The sequence below is a fragment of the Phytobacter palmae genome, from assembly GCF_039409775.1.
Classification (GTDB): domain Bacteria; phylum Pseudomonadota; class Gammaproteobacteria; order Enterobacterales; family Enterobacteriaceae; genus Phytobacter; species Phytobacter palmae.
Genome location: NZ_JBCIVJ010000004.1, coordinates 111,907 through 127,182, shown reverse-complemented (window position 1 = coordinate 127,182; position 15,276 = coordinate 111,907). Strand labels below are relative to the sequence as shown.

Below are 15,276 nucleotides of genomic sequence, written 5' to 3'. Positions count from 1 at the left end.
TCTGAACATGAGTATGGCGCAGTTATTTGACAGTTTTATATCAGCAATGTCTGTTATGGCAGGATTTTCAGAAAACAGGCGGATTTTTGGTAAGTATCGTGAGGAAATGCTCCCCCTTCAGGCCACTTTCTTTTCCGGGAATTTGCCTTTTACTACACCATCGTAATAGCGTCCTTTTGATACAACCGTCAGAAAGACGGTGAAAATTCTTTCCGGCACACCACGGTACTGCAAGGTACTTTTATCATGAAATCGGACTTCCAGCGTGGTTGTACGTTCATCATAGCCAATGGATGAAATACGAGAAGATTTTACGGGATGGTGTTGCATGCTGGGTGTCCTTTACAACTCGGCGCGGGGAAGGTTTATCATCCACCAGATACGCGGTCTGTTGCAAGACGCACAGAAATAAAAAGCCTGCAAATATGCAGGCTTTTTGTCCAGTTTAAATCATTATTCTGCCGAGCTTTTTTCCGATTTACCCGCCATTTGGGCGAGGAAATCATAACGTTTTTGCAAATCGGCGGCGGCGTCTTTCCAGAGCTGCTCAGCCACCTCCGGTTGCTGGGCGTTAAGGCGCCTGAAACGTTGCTCGTTGAGAAGCGTTTCGGCCAGCGCATCAGACGGTGGGCGGGAATCGAGCGCCAGCGGCAATTTCCCTTCATCCGCACGGCGCGGATCGAAGCGGTAGAGAGGCCAGAAGCCGGTTGCCGTCAGTTGACGCATCTGATCATGGCTCAATGCCAGGTCGTAGCCATGTTCCTCACAGGGGCTATAGGCAATGATCAATGACGGGCCTGGGTAGGCTTCCGCCTCCTGAATCGCTTTGACTGTCTGGTTGAGCTGTGCGCCAAGTGAAATCTGCGCGACATAAACATGGCCGTACATCATCATGCTGACGCCAAGATCCTTACGCGCCTTACGTTTACCATGTTCGCCGAACTTAGTGACTGCACCGAGCGGCGTGGCTTTCGATGCCTGACCACCGGTGTTGGAATAACACTGGGTATCCAGCACCAGGATGTTGACGTTCTCGGTCAGGCTCAACACATGATCGAGGCCGCCAAAGCCAATGTCATAGGCCCAGCCATCGCCGCCAATCAGCCAGATGGATTTCTCGACCAGTGCATCAGCATCGGTCAACAACTCTTTGGCTTCATCGACACCGGCCAGCGCCTGACGCAGTGCAGCAACCTGTTCCCGGCGCTCATCAGGTGTTGCGTCAGCATGCAGCGCATTGTTGAGTTCGTCCGGAATTCGCCCGGCGAACTGTTCCAGCAGGCGCATCACGCGTTTGCGATGCTGATCGACCGTCAGGCGGAAGCCCAGACCAAACTCGGCGTTATCCTCAAACAGGGAGTTCGCCCATGCCGGACCACGGCCTGCCGCATCAGTGGTATACGGCGTGGAAGGCAAGTTACCGCCATAAATTGATGAACAACCGGTGGCGTTAGCTATCAGCATGCGATCGCCATACAGTTGGGTAAGCAGCTTGATGTATGGGGTTTCGCCACAGCCGGAACAGGCACCGGAGTATTCAAACAGCGGGCTGATAAGCTGCGAGGTACGAATATCGATACGTTCCAGTTTGCTGCGATCTATCTCCGGCAGGCTCAGGAAGTAGTCGAAATTCACTTTCTCCTCTTCCACGTGTTCAAGTCGCGACATCATATTGATGGCTTTAATTTCCGGATTCTGACGATCTTTTGCCGGGCAGACTTCCACGCACAGATTACAGCCGGTGCAATCCTCGGGCGCTACCTGTAACACATACTTCTGACCGCGCATATCACGGGATTTTACATCCAGTGAATGCAGACTTGCCGGAGCATGCTCCATTGCTTCTGGTGAAACCACTTTGGCGCGAATGGCTGAGTGTGGGCAGGCCGCAACGCAGTGGTTACATTGCGTACAGAGATCTTCTCTCCAGACAGGGATCTCTTCGGCGATATTGCGCTTCTCCCAGCGGGTGGTCCCCATCGGCCAGGTACCGTCTGGCGGCAGTGCAGAAACAGGGAGGGCATCGCCCAGGCCAGCCAGCATGGCGGCCGTGACAGTTTTGACAAAATCGGGTGCTGCATCAGAAACCACCGGCGGGCGGTGCGCACTGGCAGGATTTACCGGTTGCAACGGGACTTCGAACAGCGACTCACGCGCCATCGCCAGTGCCTGCCAGTTGCGTTCAACCAGTTCCTGGCCTTTGTTGCTGTAACTTTTGGCAATCGCCCCCTGCAACTCTGCCAGCGCGCTGTCGCCCGGCAGGATCCTCGTCAGGTGGAAGAAGGCCATCTGCATCACCGTGTTGATACGCGCGGCCAGCCCACATTCGCGGGCAATTTTTGCGGCATTAATGACGTAGAAATGGGCTTGCTTCTGGTTCAGAACAGCCTGCACTTCTTGTGGCAGTCGCTCCCACACTTCGTCCGCACTGTACGGAGTATTGAGCAGGAAAATACCGCCAGGTTTCAGCCGCTCCGCCATCTGATATTTATCAATAAACTGCAATTGATGGCAGCCGACGAAATCCGCCTGTGATACCAGATAAGCCGAGCGAATCGGGTGTTCACTGACGCGCAGGTGCGAAACGGTCAGACCGCCCGCCTTTTTGGAGTCGTAGACAAAATACCCCTGTGAATACCACGGTGTTGAATTGCCGATAATTTTGATGTTGTTCTTGGTGGCTGAAACACTGCCGTCGCTGCCAAGTCCATAAAACAGAGCTTCCAGACGCGCTTTTGAGGGCAGCGTATTTTCCGGCAATGGCAGCGACAGGTTTGTCACGTCATCATAGATGCCGACGGTAAAGCGTGGTTTAGGTTTGCTGGCGCGCAGTTCACTGAAGACGGCCAATACGCAATCCGGGCCAAACTCTTTGGATGACAATCCGTAGCGTCCACCGATAACGCGAGGCAGGGTTTCACGTTCACCGCGATTAAAGGCTTCCGCGAGCGCAGTCATCACGTCCAGATAGAGGGGTTCAGCCAGCGCACCGGGCTCTTTTGTGCGATCAAGTACGGCGATAGTTTTTACCGATTCAGGCAACACAGAAAGCAGATGCTGTGCGCTGAACGGGCGGAACAGGCGCACTTTCAGTACGCCGACTTTCTCACCCTGGGTGAGGAGTTCGTCGACAACCTCTTCACAGGTACCAATCGCTGACCCCATCAGGATAATGACGCGCTCAGCCTGAGGGTGTCCGTAGTACTCAAACGGTTTGTACTGACGTCCGGTGGCGGTTGCAAACGCATCCATTGCCTGCTCAACGTGGTCATAAACGGCGTTGTACCAGGGGTTAGTCGCTTCGCGTGACTGGAAAAAGGTATCCGGGTTGGCGGAGGTGCCGCGAATGACCGGATGTTCAGGATTAAGCGCACGCGAACGGTGGGCATCAATCTCGTCCTGCGGCATCAGGGCGCGGATCGTATCGTCAGAGAGCGGTACAATTTTGTTGATTTCGTGCGAGGTGCGAAAGCCATCAAAGAAGTGAATAAACGGCACGCGGCTTTTCAGCGTTGCGATATGCGAAATCAACGCAAAGTCCTGCGCCTCCTGAACACTACCCGCACAGAGCATCGCACAGCCAGTCTGCCGGACGGCCATCACATCGGAATGATCGCCGAATATAGAGAGCGCATGGGTGGCAATAGTTCGGGCCGCCACGTGCAATACGAAAGGTGTGAGTTGACCGGCGAGTTTATACAGCGTCGGGATCATCAACAACAAACCCTGCGACGAGGTAAAGGAGGTGGAGAGGGCGCCCGTCTGCAATGCACCGTGTACCGCAGCAATAGCCCCGGCTTCTGACTGCATCTCCACAACGCGTGGCGTATCACCCCAAACGTTATTTAGCCCATTCCCGGCCCAGGCATCTGCCTGCTCAGCCATGGTTGAACTTGGGGTAATGGGATAGATGGCGATAACTTCACTGGTACGGAACGCCACCGAAGCGACCGCGCCATTACCGTCAATAGTGATCATATGGAAACTCTCATTGCTTAAATGTCAGTTTTAAAGCGACGTTATGCTCGCATGGCGACTCTTTGGGGCCGCGCAACTACAGGCACTTTTATTTAATAGATTTATCGGACTTCTTCTGGTGTCTCTTCGCTTCGCTTTCAGGGTTATGGCTCTGTCGCTCTCTTCACCATGCTTTAAGTCAGTATAGACAGCCCGAGGCCAACGGTTTTTGATCTCATGGGCTTTAGCGGCAGTTATCAGCCTGATAAATGTATTGTATTCAGTCGTTCGGGCTCTGTTCGTAACCTGTTGAACCTGTCGCGTTGTGTTCATTCCCGGAAAAATAGCGCAATTTTGCTATCGCCGTTTTCCCGTGAGTAGCACTAATTTGTTTTGCAGCGGGGTGCGAATCTTTGTGACAGGAAACAGGAAAAAATTTTTTATGCAGGTCTTGAAAAACCGTTTTCAGTGCTTATTTTGATCAGCGGACAAGCCAGGCTTGCCTTTAACTTGAACTTTTGAATCCAACATTCAGGAGGTTAATTTATGGCACTCAGAACCTTGTCAGCACTTCCGGGCTTTTCTGATTCTGTCTTTGCTGACCGTTTCAACCGTATCGACAAACTTTTTAGTCAGTTAACCGGGGATTCGCCTGTTTCGGCGTTACCCGCCTATGACCTGAAAAAAGTGGATGAAAATAACTACCTGCTAAACGTAAGCGTTCCAGGCTGGAAAGAAGACGAGCTGGAAATCGAAACCGTGGGCGGCACTCTCCATATCTCTGGTAAACGTGCTGTTAATGACTCCCAGGATGAACAAGGGTGGATTTACAGAGGCATACGCCGCTCCGATTTTCGTTTAAGTTTCTCGCTACCAGAGCATGCAAAGGTCAGCAATGCAAAACTGGAAAGCGGGCTTTTAGAGGTAACTATTTATCAGGATATTCCTGAACATGAAAAACCGCGGAAAATCGCAATCGAGAACAGTCAAAAAGTTATTGAGCACCAGGCTGGATAATTTCCGTTATTATTTTGCCTGTCATAGGCCCGCTCAGGCGGGCCTTTTTTACAGCCAGAGGCTAAATAAGCCGCGCAATTTTGAAGAAATTCGCAGGCGACTGTTCACCCGCAGAATTTTTCCGTCCATGCAGTTGTTCACAGCTTCCAGGATACGTTTAAACATCACATACAGCTTTTTACTTTTGCTCCATCAATATAGCCGCTGCATGTTACCAACATACAGGGTCATTGATGATGGGTAAGACGTTAAGAACGGCGTGGTTTTTACTATTTTTGTCATTAGGCTCGGCGGCAGCTTACACAGAACAGCCTCCGGCTCTTCTGCAGGGACATAATAATGTCGTACGGCATTCATCAGGGGAGGGGGACCTCGCTGAAAATCCTGATGAACATGTCAGAGAATCAATGGAGCAGTTCTTCCGTAAAACACATCGCTGAAAACGAGTGTAAAAAGCCCTGGTGAACCTGTCTCGATGACAGGTTTTTTATTTTCGACCTGCATAATGACGCACACGTATCTCGTCACGCGCACATAAAGCGGAATCGTTTTTTTATCCCCAGAGCCCTGTCAGCCACTCACTCGATATGGTTTGTTATTTTGCGTTTGCGCAAAAAAATAGAATCAAAATGTTTCCGGAACGCATAAAGGTGCGGTTACGGTCTCGACGTACTGCGCTGTGCTGCCTATGATGCTTAGGTTTTGCTAAATCATTGGGGGATGAGAAATGCGTTCAGCGTTTTGGGTAGGGTGTGCTGTTTTATTACTCTCTGCATGCAGCAGTGAACCCGTACAGCAGGCAACGGCCGCGCACGTGGCGCCGGGGTTACGCGCGTCCATGTCGAGCAGCGGTGAGGCGAATTGCGCAATGATCGGTGGATCATTGTCTGTCGCCCGTCAACTGGATGGAACCGCTATCGGGATGTGCGCTCTCCCTAACGGCAAGCGTTGTAGCGAACAGTCGCTTGCCGCCGGAAGTTGTGGCACTTACTGAGCCTGATCTGCCTGGGTATAAATCAGGGTTTGATCGGCGGTTGTCAGCGTAAGCTGGCCATCGGTCAGATCGACCTGGGCACCTTCACTGAGCATTTTACCGATGACATTGTCCAGCGCGTTGCGCTGGGCATCAACACACATCATGCGTGTCATCGCCATCTTCTTCACCGTTAGCGTGCCTTCGGACAATTTCCCCTGACCCGTAAAGCGATTGCACATGCTGCCAGAGACAACCATTTTATCGTCAAAATGGATTTCTGCCGGATGCTCGCCTTTCTCGACGGCCTGTCCGTTTACCGTTTCCAGCACGAAGCGGTGCTGTGCAAGCTGTGTCTCGTTTACTGAATTTTTGCTCACGCCATGGCTTACGCAGCCGGATAGCAGCACGCCAAAGGCTACCAGGGTAATGATCCTTTTCATTTGGTCCTCAAAGAAAATCAACATAACGGCAGGATAGTAACAGACTGCGGTAATCAGATGTTGGCAGGAATTGTCTTAAAGGGTTCCCTTCGGGCGAAGGGAACCTCAGCATTTACACCAGTGCGTTAGGACAGGTTTCGCCGTTCTCCAGCTGATGCAGATTATTCAGGGTGGTTTCAGAAATACTGATCAGCGCTTCTGCCGTCAAAAATGCCTGATGGCCGGTAAAGAGCACATTATGGCAGGCCGACAGGCGACGGAAAATATCATCCTGAATCACGTCATTAGATTTGTCTTCAAAGAAGAGATCGCGTTCGTTTTCGTACACATCCATCCCCAGCGAACCGATCTTCTGGTTTTTCAGCGCTTCAATCGCTGCCTGCGAATCGATCAGACCGCCGCGGCTGGTGTTCACGATCATGACGCCATCTTTCATTTGGTCAAAGGCCGCGTGATTAAGCAGGTGGTAGTTCTCCGGCGTCAGCGGGCAGTGCAGGGAGATAACATCGGACTCGGTAAAGAGGGTCGTGAGGTCAACATATTCTACCCCCAGCTCAAGTGCGGCAGCGCTCGGATAAGGATCAAAGGCCAACAGACGCATACCGAAACCTTTCAGGATCCGCAGAGCGGCGACGCCAATTTTCCCGGTACCAATGACACCTGCTGTTTTACCGTACATGGTAAAGCCCGTCAGGCCTTCCAGAGAGAAGTTGGCGTCACGGGTACGCTGATAAGCGCGGTGAATGCGGCGGTTCAGGGCCATCATCATACCAATCGCGTGTTCTGCCACGGCTTCCGGGGAATAAGCCGGAACACGCACGACCTTAAGCCCTAACTCTTTTGCCGCATCCAGATCGACGTTATTGAAGCCGGCACAGCGCAGCGCGATAAATTTCACGCCATGTTTTTTCAGTTCTTCCAGTACCGGGCGACTGCCGTCATCGTTAACGAAAATGCAGATCCCTTCACAGCCATTAGCCGTTTTTGCTGTTTTCTCCGTAAGCAGAAAGTCAAAAAATTCAATCTCGTAGCCGAATTTCTCGTTTACGTGCTGCAAATACTTTTTATCGTATTGCTTTGTGCTGTATACCGCGAGTTTCATAAGACTTTCTCCATCAGGTTTGTCACCACATTAACATGGTTAAAATAATTGTGTAAATACTAAAAAATAATTGATAAACAGAGACATATAAAACAGTTTAAAACATCTACGCTTAAAATGGGCAGCGACTTCACCTGTCAGGCTAAACATGCCACAATAATGGCCAGAATCGGCTTAATTATATGCAAAATCAGGATATTAACTGCCCATGAAGGGTAAATACAAAGCCGCAATCGCATTGCTACTGTTGTTTATTTTGCTGCCGTTGACGCTGCTGCTTACGCTCGCGTATTGGGTGCCCACGCTTGCAGGCATCTGGCTGCCGGCAGGCACACGTATTGTCTTCGAAGAAAGCCCACGGTTTACTCGTCACTCGCTGCAAATCCCGGACCTGCATTATTTGATTGAGGATTGCCCCGTGGCGCTGGTCAAAAACGCGCAACTGACGCACCCGAGCCGCTGGAAGCTGGATATCGGGTCGCTGGATATCAATACCACCTGTCTGGCAAAACTTCCCGAGACGGAACCGTCTCCGGGGGCGCCGACAACCCTGGCTGAATGGCAATCCATGCTACCGAAAACATGGGTTACTATTGACCGTTTCACCGTCTCGCCCTGGCAGGAGTGGGAAGGGAAAATCTCACTGGCATTATCCGAAGAGAATCAGGTGCTCCACTATGACGGCGAGCAGGTATCCTTCAGGGCCCGTCTGCGCGGACAGATACTCACGCTGACGCAAATGCAGTTGCGTCTGATCGAAGGCGAACCCCCCGTCACGCTGGGCGGCGAGTTTGTCCTGCCAAACGTACCTGATGGCATCCCGGTTAATGGTCATGCCCGGACCACGCTCACGCTGCCAACGGAACCTTCGCTGGTGGATGCCGATCTGGAGTGGCGCAACAACGAAGGGCAACTGATCATCACTGCACGCGATAATCCAGAACCAATCCTGGATCTGCCCTGGCAGGCGACGCGGGAACGTTTGACCATTAGCGATGGCCGCTGGAACTGGCCTTATCAGGGGTTCCCGTTAAGCGGACGCGTCGGATTGCGTATCGATGGCTGGCAGGATGGATTGCAGAACGCAAAAATCAGCGGGCGTCTGAACGTTCTGACGCAGGGCGATGCCGGGAAAGGCAATGCGGTTCTCACCATTGGGCCGGGGCGTCTGAATATGGTGAACAGCGATATGCCGCTGCAACTGACAGGGGAAGCTAAACAAGGGGAGATGATTTTCTACGCCGTGCTGCCAGCTCACCTGACAGGCGGGCTCAGTGACCCGAAGCTGGCGTTTACGCCTGGCGCGCTGTTGCGCTCAAGCGGACGCGTGATCGACGCACTCAATATTGATGATGTTCGCTGGCCACTGGCGGGCGTTAAAGTCACTCGTGAGGGGGTGGACGGGCGGTTACAGGCTATTCTGCGTGCCCATGAGAACGCGATGGGGGATTTTGTTTTACACCTTGATGGCCAGGCACGTGATTTTCTGCCAGACGATGGTTTGTGGCAATGGCGCTACTGGGGAACGGGTAATTTTACCCCTATGAGCGCCCGCTGGGATGTCAATGGCCGCGGCGAATGGCGTGATAAAACAATTTTACTCAGCGATTTGTCTACCGGTTTCGACCAGTTGCAGTACGGCACGATGCATGTGAGCTCGCCCCGTCTGGTATTGAATGAACCGGTGCGTTGGCTGCGCGATGAAGATCATCCCTTTTTTAGCGGGGCGTTAACCCTTGATGCCGGAAAGACTACCTTCACCGGCGGAAGCGTACTACCACCTTCAACGTTAACCTTCAGCGTTGAAGGGAGCGAACCCACCATCTTTCAGTTCAAAGGCGATTTACGCGCGGAAAAAATTGGCCCGGTGCGGGTAAACGGGCGCTGGGATGGTGAGCGCCTGCGTGGACAGGCCTGGTGGCCGCGCCAGTCGTTGACGGTTTTCCAGCCTTTGGTTCCACCAGACTGGAAGATGAATTTACTGGATGGTTCTCTTTATGCTCAGGTCGCCTTTTCCGCCGCAGCCGGGCAGGGTTTTGAGGCGGGTGGGCATGGCGTGCTGCGTGGCGGCAGTGCATGGATGCCGAATAACCAACTCTCCGGCGTCGATTTTGTCCTGCCTTTCCGTTACCACGAAAGTAACTGGCAACTGGGGACGCGCAGACCGGTATCGTTGCGTATAGGTGAAGTGGTCAATCAGGTAACTGCACGTAATATCTCTGCCGATTTGCAGGGCAATTATCCCTGGAGTGAAGAGAACCCCTTGCAGTTGAGTGATGTCAGTATCGACGTGCTGGGGGGCAAAGTGACGATGAGCCAGTTGCGTTTACCGCAACATGATCCGGCGCTGTTGCGCTTGCGTAATATCTCATCAAGCGAGTTAATCAGCGCCATTAACCCTAAACAGTTTGCTATGTCCGGTCCTTTTGACGGCGCGCTGCCGTTGTGGCTGGATAACAACGGTTCATGGATTATCGAAGACGGCTGGCTGCATAACCCCGGCCCCATGACCTTACGCGTGGATAAAGATACTGCCGACGCTCTGGTGAAAGATAATATAGCGGCCGGTGCGGCAATTAACTGGTTGCGCTATATGGAGATTTCACGCTCCTGGACGACGCTCAATCTGGACCGTCAGGGCGTGCTGAAAATGAAGGCGGCCATCAAAGGCACCAGTTTTGTGGAAGGAAAGAGTAATACGGTGAACCTGAACTATGCCCACGAAGAGAATGTCTTTCAGTTGTGGCGCAGTCTGCGCTTCGGCGACAATCTTCAGTCTTTGCTAAAACAAAAAGCGAAGCTACCTGCGGTTCCCTGTGCGAACGGAAAAGAGTGTGAGGATAAACAATGAAAACTCTGCCAGTACTAATGATGACAATGATGCTGGCTGCCTGTACGCCGCGGATTGAGGTGGCTGCGCCGAAAGAGCCGATCACCATCAATATGAATGTGAAGATCGAGCACGACATCAATATTAAAGCGGATAAAGAAGTGGAGACGTTGCTGGAGAAACAGAACCCTCCTGCGAGCGCAGGAGGGTAAATACTCAGGCTGCGACCAGGCTGTCGATCGCCGCTTTCGCGTCAGTCTGCGCTTTGGTGGCCACTTCCGGACCGTAAGCGATACCTTCTGCGAACACGAAGTTCACGTCAGTGATACCGATAAAGCCCAGGAACAGTTTCAGGTACGGTGCGACCAGATCGCTCGGGGTGTCTTTGTGGATACCACCACGGCTGGAAACAACAACAACACGTTTACCGGTTACCAGACCTTCCGGCCCTTTCTCGGTATAACGGAAGGTCACGCCAGCACGGGCAACCAGGTCAAAATAGTTTTTCAGCTGTGTCGGAATGTTAAAGTTGTACATCGGGGCATTAATGACAATCACATCATGCGCCTGCAGTTCAGCAATCAACTCGTCTGAAAGCGCCAGTGCTTCCTGCTGACGCGGAGTCAGCGGGGCATCGGAAGGACGCAGTGCGCCAACCAGTTCGCCATCCAGTACCGGAATAGGGTTTGCGGCCAGGTCGCGAACGGTGATCTCATCAGCGGCGTGTTTCGCTTTCCACTGATCAACAAAATAGTCAGCCAACTGACCAGACTGCGAGTACCCTGCCAGAATACTGGATTTAAGAACTAATACTTTGCTCATGGGTGTATCCTTATTATTTGATATGGGGCGCGTGCCCCGTTGCTGTTTGACACTCTATTCACAAAAGTGCTGCGTGAATAGCGCAATATATCGAATTCTATGTTCGAATTTCTTGAACAAGAAATGGTTTATGACGATGTGGTATTCTATGAGCATTAAGCCAAAGAGATTTTTTCCGTCAGTGCGCTGACCGATAACACTATGACAGAACAACATAAATTGACCTTCTCCGATCTGGATCAGCAATTAGAGTCGCTGATGCTGCGCGATCGGTTGCGTTTTGCCCGTCGCCTGCATGGGGCAAAGAAAGTTAAAAATCCTGAAGCACAGCAAATCATTTTTCAGAAAATGGCTCAGGAGATGAACGAGGCCGCCGGGAAGGTTCTGCTACGCGAGGCGTCCCGTCCGGCCATTACTTATCCCGATAACCTGCCAGTAAGCCAGAAGAAACAGGCGATTCTTGAAGCCGTGCGTGACAATCAGGTCGTGATTGTTGCGGGGGAAACCGGCTCGGGGAAAACCACGCAATTGCCAAAAATCTGTATGGAACTGGGGCGCGGGATAAAAGGGTTGATTGGCCATACCCAGCCGCGCCGCCTGGCGGCGCGCACCGTCGCCAACCGTATTGCCGAAGAGTTGCAAACTGAGCCGGGCGGTTGTATCGGCTATAAAGTCCGTTTTAGCGACCATGTCAGTGACAACACGATGGTCAAGCTGATGACAGACGGTATCCTGCTGGCGGAAATTCAGCAGGATCGCCTGTTGATGCAGTACGACACCATCATTATTGATGAAGCGCACGAACGCAGCCTGAACATCGACTTCCTGCTCGGCTACCTGAAAGAGCTGTTACCACGGCGTCCGGATCTGAAAGTTATCATCACCTCCGCGACCATCGATCCGGAACGTTTCTCGCGCCACTTTAATAATGCGCCGATCATCGAAGTATCGGGGCGCACTTATCCGGTGGAAGTGCGCTACCGTCCGATTGTCGAGGAGGCGGATGATACCGAGCGCGATCAGCTACAGGCCATTTTCGATGCGGTTGATGAATTAAGTCAGGAGGCGCCGGGCGATATCCTGATTTTTATGAGCGGCGAGCGTGAAATCCGCGATACCGCCGATGCGCTCAATAAGCGCGATCTGCGCCATACGGAAGTGCTGCCGCTTTATGCGCGTCTGTCTAACAGTGAACAGAACCGCGTTTTCCAGGCGCACAGCGGGCGGCGCATTGTGCTGGCGACCAACGTGGCTGAAACGTCGCTAACGGTGCCAGGTATTAAATATGTCATTGACCCTGGCACCGCGCGTATCAGCCGCTACAGCTATCGGACCAAAGTACAACGTCTGCCGATTGAGCCCGTCTCGCAGGCGTCCGCCAACCAGCGTAAAGGCCGTTGCGGGCGTGTTTCCGAAGGGATCTGCATTCGTCTCTATTCCGAAGATGACTTCCTGTCACGCCCGGAATTTACCGACCCGGAAATTTTGCGTACCAACCTGGCGTCCGTCATTCTGCAGATGACCGCGCTGGGGCTGGGCGATATCGCCGCGTTTCCGTTTGTTGAAGCACCGGATAAACGCAATATCCAGGACGGTGTGCGTCTGCTGGAAGAACTCGGCGCTATCACCACTGACGAGCAGGCCACCGCCTACAAATTAACCCCGATGGGGCGTCAGCTCAGCCAGTTGCCGGTCGACCCGCGTCTGGCGCGAATGGTGCTGGAAGCGCAGAAACACGGCTGCGTGCGCGAGGCGATGATCATCACTTCGGCGCTCTCCATTCAGGATCCGCGTGAGCGTCCGATGGACAAGCAGCAGGCGTCCGATGAAAAACATCGCCGCTTCCACGATAAAGAGTCTGACTTCCTCGCGTTCGTGAACCTGTGGAACTATCTCGGCGAGCAGCAGAAAGCGCTGTCGTCGAACCAGTTCCGTCGCCAGTGCCGCGTCGATTTCCTCAACTACCTGCGGGTGCGCGAGTGGCAGGATATCTACACCCAGTTGCGCCAGGTAGTAAAAGAGCTTGGCATTCCGGTAAACAGCGAACCGGCGGAATACCGTGAGATCCACATCGCGCTGCTAACCGGTCTGCTGTCGCATATCGGGATGAAAGATGCCGATAAGCAGGAGTTTACCGGTGCGCGTAATGCCCGTTTTTCGATTTTTCCGGGGTCTGGTTTATTCAAAAAGCCGCCGAAGTGGGTCATTGTGGCCGAACTGGTGGAAACAAGCCGTCTGTGGGGGCGCATCGCGGCGCGTATCGATCCGGAATGGGTGGAGCCTGTCGCTCAACACCTGATCAAGCGTTCTTACAGCGAACCGCACTGGGAACGTTCGCAGGGCGCGGTAATGGCAACGGAGAAGGTGACGGTGTACGGCCTGCCGATTGTGGCTGCCCGCAGCGTGAATTATAGCCAGATTGACCCGGCTCTGTGCCGTGAGTTGTTTATTCGCCACGCCCTGGTGGAAGGCGACTGGCAGACGCGTCATGCCTTTTTCCGCGACAACCTCAAACTGCGTGCTGAAATTGAAGAGCTTGAACACAAATCGCGCCGCCGCGATATTCTGGTGGATGACGATACGTTGTTTGAGTTCTATGACCAGCGCATCAGCCATGATGTGATCTCTGCCCGCCACTTTGATAGCTGGTGGAAGAAAGCGAGCCATGAAACCCCGGATCTGCTCAATTTTGAAAAGAGCATGTTAATCAAAGAAGGGGCGGAGAAGGTCAGCAAGTTGGATTACCCCAACTTCTGGCATCAGGGCAACCTGAAGCTGCGTCTTACCTATCAGTTTGAGCCGGGCGCGGACGCGGACGGCGTGACGGTGCATATTCCGCTACCGTTGCTTAACCAGGTGGAAGAAGGCGGGTTTGAATGGCAAATACCGGGGCTGCGTCGTGAGCTGGTGATTGCGCTAATAAAATCCTTACCCAAGCCGGTACGACGCAACTTTGTACCGGCGCCAAACTACGCCGAAGCGTTTTTAGGTCGCGTAACTCCGCTTGAACTGCCGCTGTTGGATGCCCTGGAGCGTGAGCTTCGGCGTATGACGGGGCATACCATTGATCGCGACGACTGGCACTGGGATCAGGTTCCCGACCATCTGAAAATCACCTTCAGGGTGGTGGATGAGAAGAATAAGAAACTTGCCGAAGGCCCGTCGTTAACTGCACTGAAAGAGTCGCTGAAAGGCAAAGTGCAGGAGACCCTTTCTGCGGTAGCGGACGACGGTATTGAGCAAAGCGGGCTACATATCTGGAGCTTCGGTCAGCTACCGGAAAGCTATGAGCAGAAACGCGGCAACTATAAGGTGAAAGCCTGGCCTGCGCTGGTGGATGAGCGCGACAGTGTAGCCATTAAGTTGTTTGATAATCCGCTGGATCAGCAGCAGGCGATGTGGAACGGGTTACGCCGTCTGCTGTTGTTAAATATTCCATCGCCCATCAAATATTTGCACGAAAAGCTACCAAACAAAGCCAAGCTGGGCCTGTATTTCAACCCGTATGGCAAAGTACTGGATTTGATTGATGATTGTATCTCCTGCGGTGTTGATAAGTTGATTGACGAAGCGGGCGGACCGGTCTGGACGGAAGAGGGCTTTACGGCGTTGCATGAAAAAGTCCGTGCTGACCTGAACGAAACGGTGGTGGACATCGCTAAACAGGTCGAGCAGATCCTTACCGCGGTGTTCAATATCAACAAGCGTCTGAAAGGGCGCGTGGATATGACCATGGCGCTGGGACTGTCGGATATCAAAGCGCAAATGAGCGGGCTGGTTTATCGCGGTTTCGTTACCGGCAATGGCTTCCGTCGCCTGGGTGATACGCTGCGCTATCTGCACGCGATTGAAAAGCGTCTGGAAAAGCTGGCAGTCGATCCGCACCGTGACCGGGCGCAAATGCTGAAAGTCGAACAGGTTCAGCAGGCGTGGCAGCAGTGGCTGAATAAGCTACCGCCCGCGCGTCGTGAAGATGAAGAGGTGAAAGCGATTCGCTGGATGATAGAAGAGCTTCGCGTCAGTTATTTTGCGCAGCAACTTGGTACACCGTACCCGGTCTCCGATAAGCGCGTATTACAGGCGATGGAGCAGGTAAGCGCATAGTTTTTTCCTGGTATCCCGGATGCGGCTT

At 52.9% G+C, this 15,276-nt stretch carries 10 protein-coding genes; 5 read left to right on the top strand and 5 right to left on the bottom strand.

The annotated features are described in order from the left end of the window. Positions 1-117 precede the first annotated feature (117 nt). Positions 118-330 (bottom strand): KTSC domain-containing protein, encoded by a 213-nt coding sequence (locus tag AAIG39_RS07245; protein WP_090084521.1) that lies wholly within the window; start codon positions 328-330, stop codon positions 118-120. Positions 331-453: 123 nt separating this feature from the next. Next, complete coding sequence (nifJ, locus tag AAIG39_RS07240) at positions 454-3,978, bottom strand: pyruvate:ferredoxin (flavodoxin) oxidoreductase (protein ID WP_343193526.1); 3,525 nt, start codon at positions 3,976-3,978, stop codon at positions 454-456. A 525-nt stretch (positions 3,979-4,503) separates the two neighbouring features. Here nifJ and AAIG39_RS07235 point away from each other — a divergent pair. Continuing rightward, positions 4,504-4,974 carry an Hsp20 family protein gene (locus AAIG39_RS07235; protein WP_090084517.1) on the top strand — a complete coding sequence of 157 codons (471 nt, stop codon included), beginning with the start codon at positions 4,504-4,506 and terminating at the stop codon, positions 4,972-4,974. Positions 4,975-5,701: 727 nt separating this feature from the next. Continuing rightward, the gene (locus tag AAIG39_RS07230) at positions 5,702-5,968 is read left to right on the top strand and encodes a putative hemolysin (protein ID WP_090084515.1); all 267 of its coding nucleotides are present in this window, start codon (positions 5,702-5,704) and stop codon (positions 5,966-5,968) included. Here AAIG39_RS07230 and hslJ read toward each other — a convergent pair. Both hslJ and AAIG39_RS07220 read right to left on the bottom strand, forming a co-directional pair. Next, positions 5,962-6,390, bottom strand: a complete 429-nt coding sequence (gene hslJ / locus AAIG39_RS07225; RefSeq protein ID WP_249568847.1) for a heat shock protein HslJ — start codon at positions 6,388-6,390, stop codon at positions 5,962-5,964. The genes AAIG39_RS07230 and hslJ overlap by 7 nt on opposite strands. A 112-nt stretch (positions 6,391-6,502) precedes the next feature. Beyond that, positions 6,503-7,492 carry a 2-hydroxyacid dehydrogenase gene (locus tag AAIG39_RS07220; RefSeq protein ID WP_090084513.1) on the bottom strand — a complete coding sequence of 330 codons (990 nt, stop codon included), beginning with the start codon at positions 7,490-7,492 and terminating at the stop codon, positions 6,503-6,505. Between the two features lie 208 nt (positions 7,493-7,700). On the opposite strand from AAIG39_RS07220, the gene AAIG39_RS07215 reads away from it, so the two are divergent. Continuing rightward, positions 7,701-10,343, top strand: coding sequence for a YdbH family protein (locus tag AAIG39_RS07215; protein WP_343193525.1), 2,643 nt, complete (start codon positions 7,701-7,703; stop codon positions 10,341-10,343). Then, positions 10,340-10,534, top strand: a complete 195-nt coding sequence (locus AAIG39_RS07210) for a YnbE family lipoprotein (protein WP_090084510.1) — start codon at positions 10,340-10,342, stop codon at positions 10,532-10,534. The genes AAIG39_RS07215 and AAIG39_RS07210 overlap by 4 nt, the downstream gene beginning before the upstream one ends. A gap of 4 nt (positions 10,535-10,538) precedes the next feature. On the opposite strand, the gene azoR is transcribed toward AAIG39_RS07210, so the two are convergent. Further along, on the bottom strand, positions 10,539-11,144 hold the full coding sequence (azoR, locus tag AAIG39_RS07205) for an FMN-dependent NADH-azoreductase (protein WP_039076975.1): 606 nt from the start codon (positions 11,142-11,144) through the stop codon (positions 10,539-10,541). A 201-nt stretch (positions 11,145-11,345) separates the two neighbouring features. Here azoR and hrpA point away from each other — a divergent pair, with 201 nt between their 5' ends. Further along, positions 11,346-15,248 carry an ATP-dependent RNA helicase HrpA gene (gene hrpA / locus AAIG39_RS07200; protein WP_343193524.1) on the top strand — a complete coding sequence of 1,301 codons (3,903 nt, stop codon included), beginning with the start codon at positions 11,346-11,348 and terminating at the stop codon, positions 15,246-15,248. The last annotated feature ends 28 nt before the right edge of the window (positions 15,249-15,276 follow it).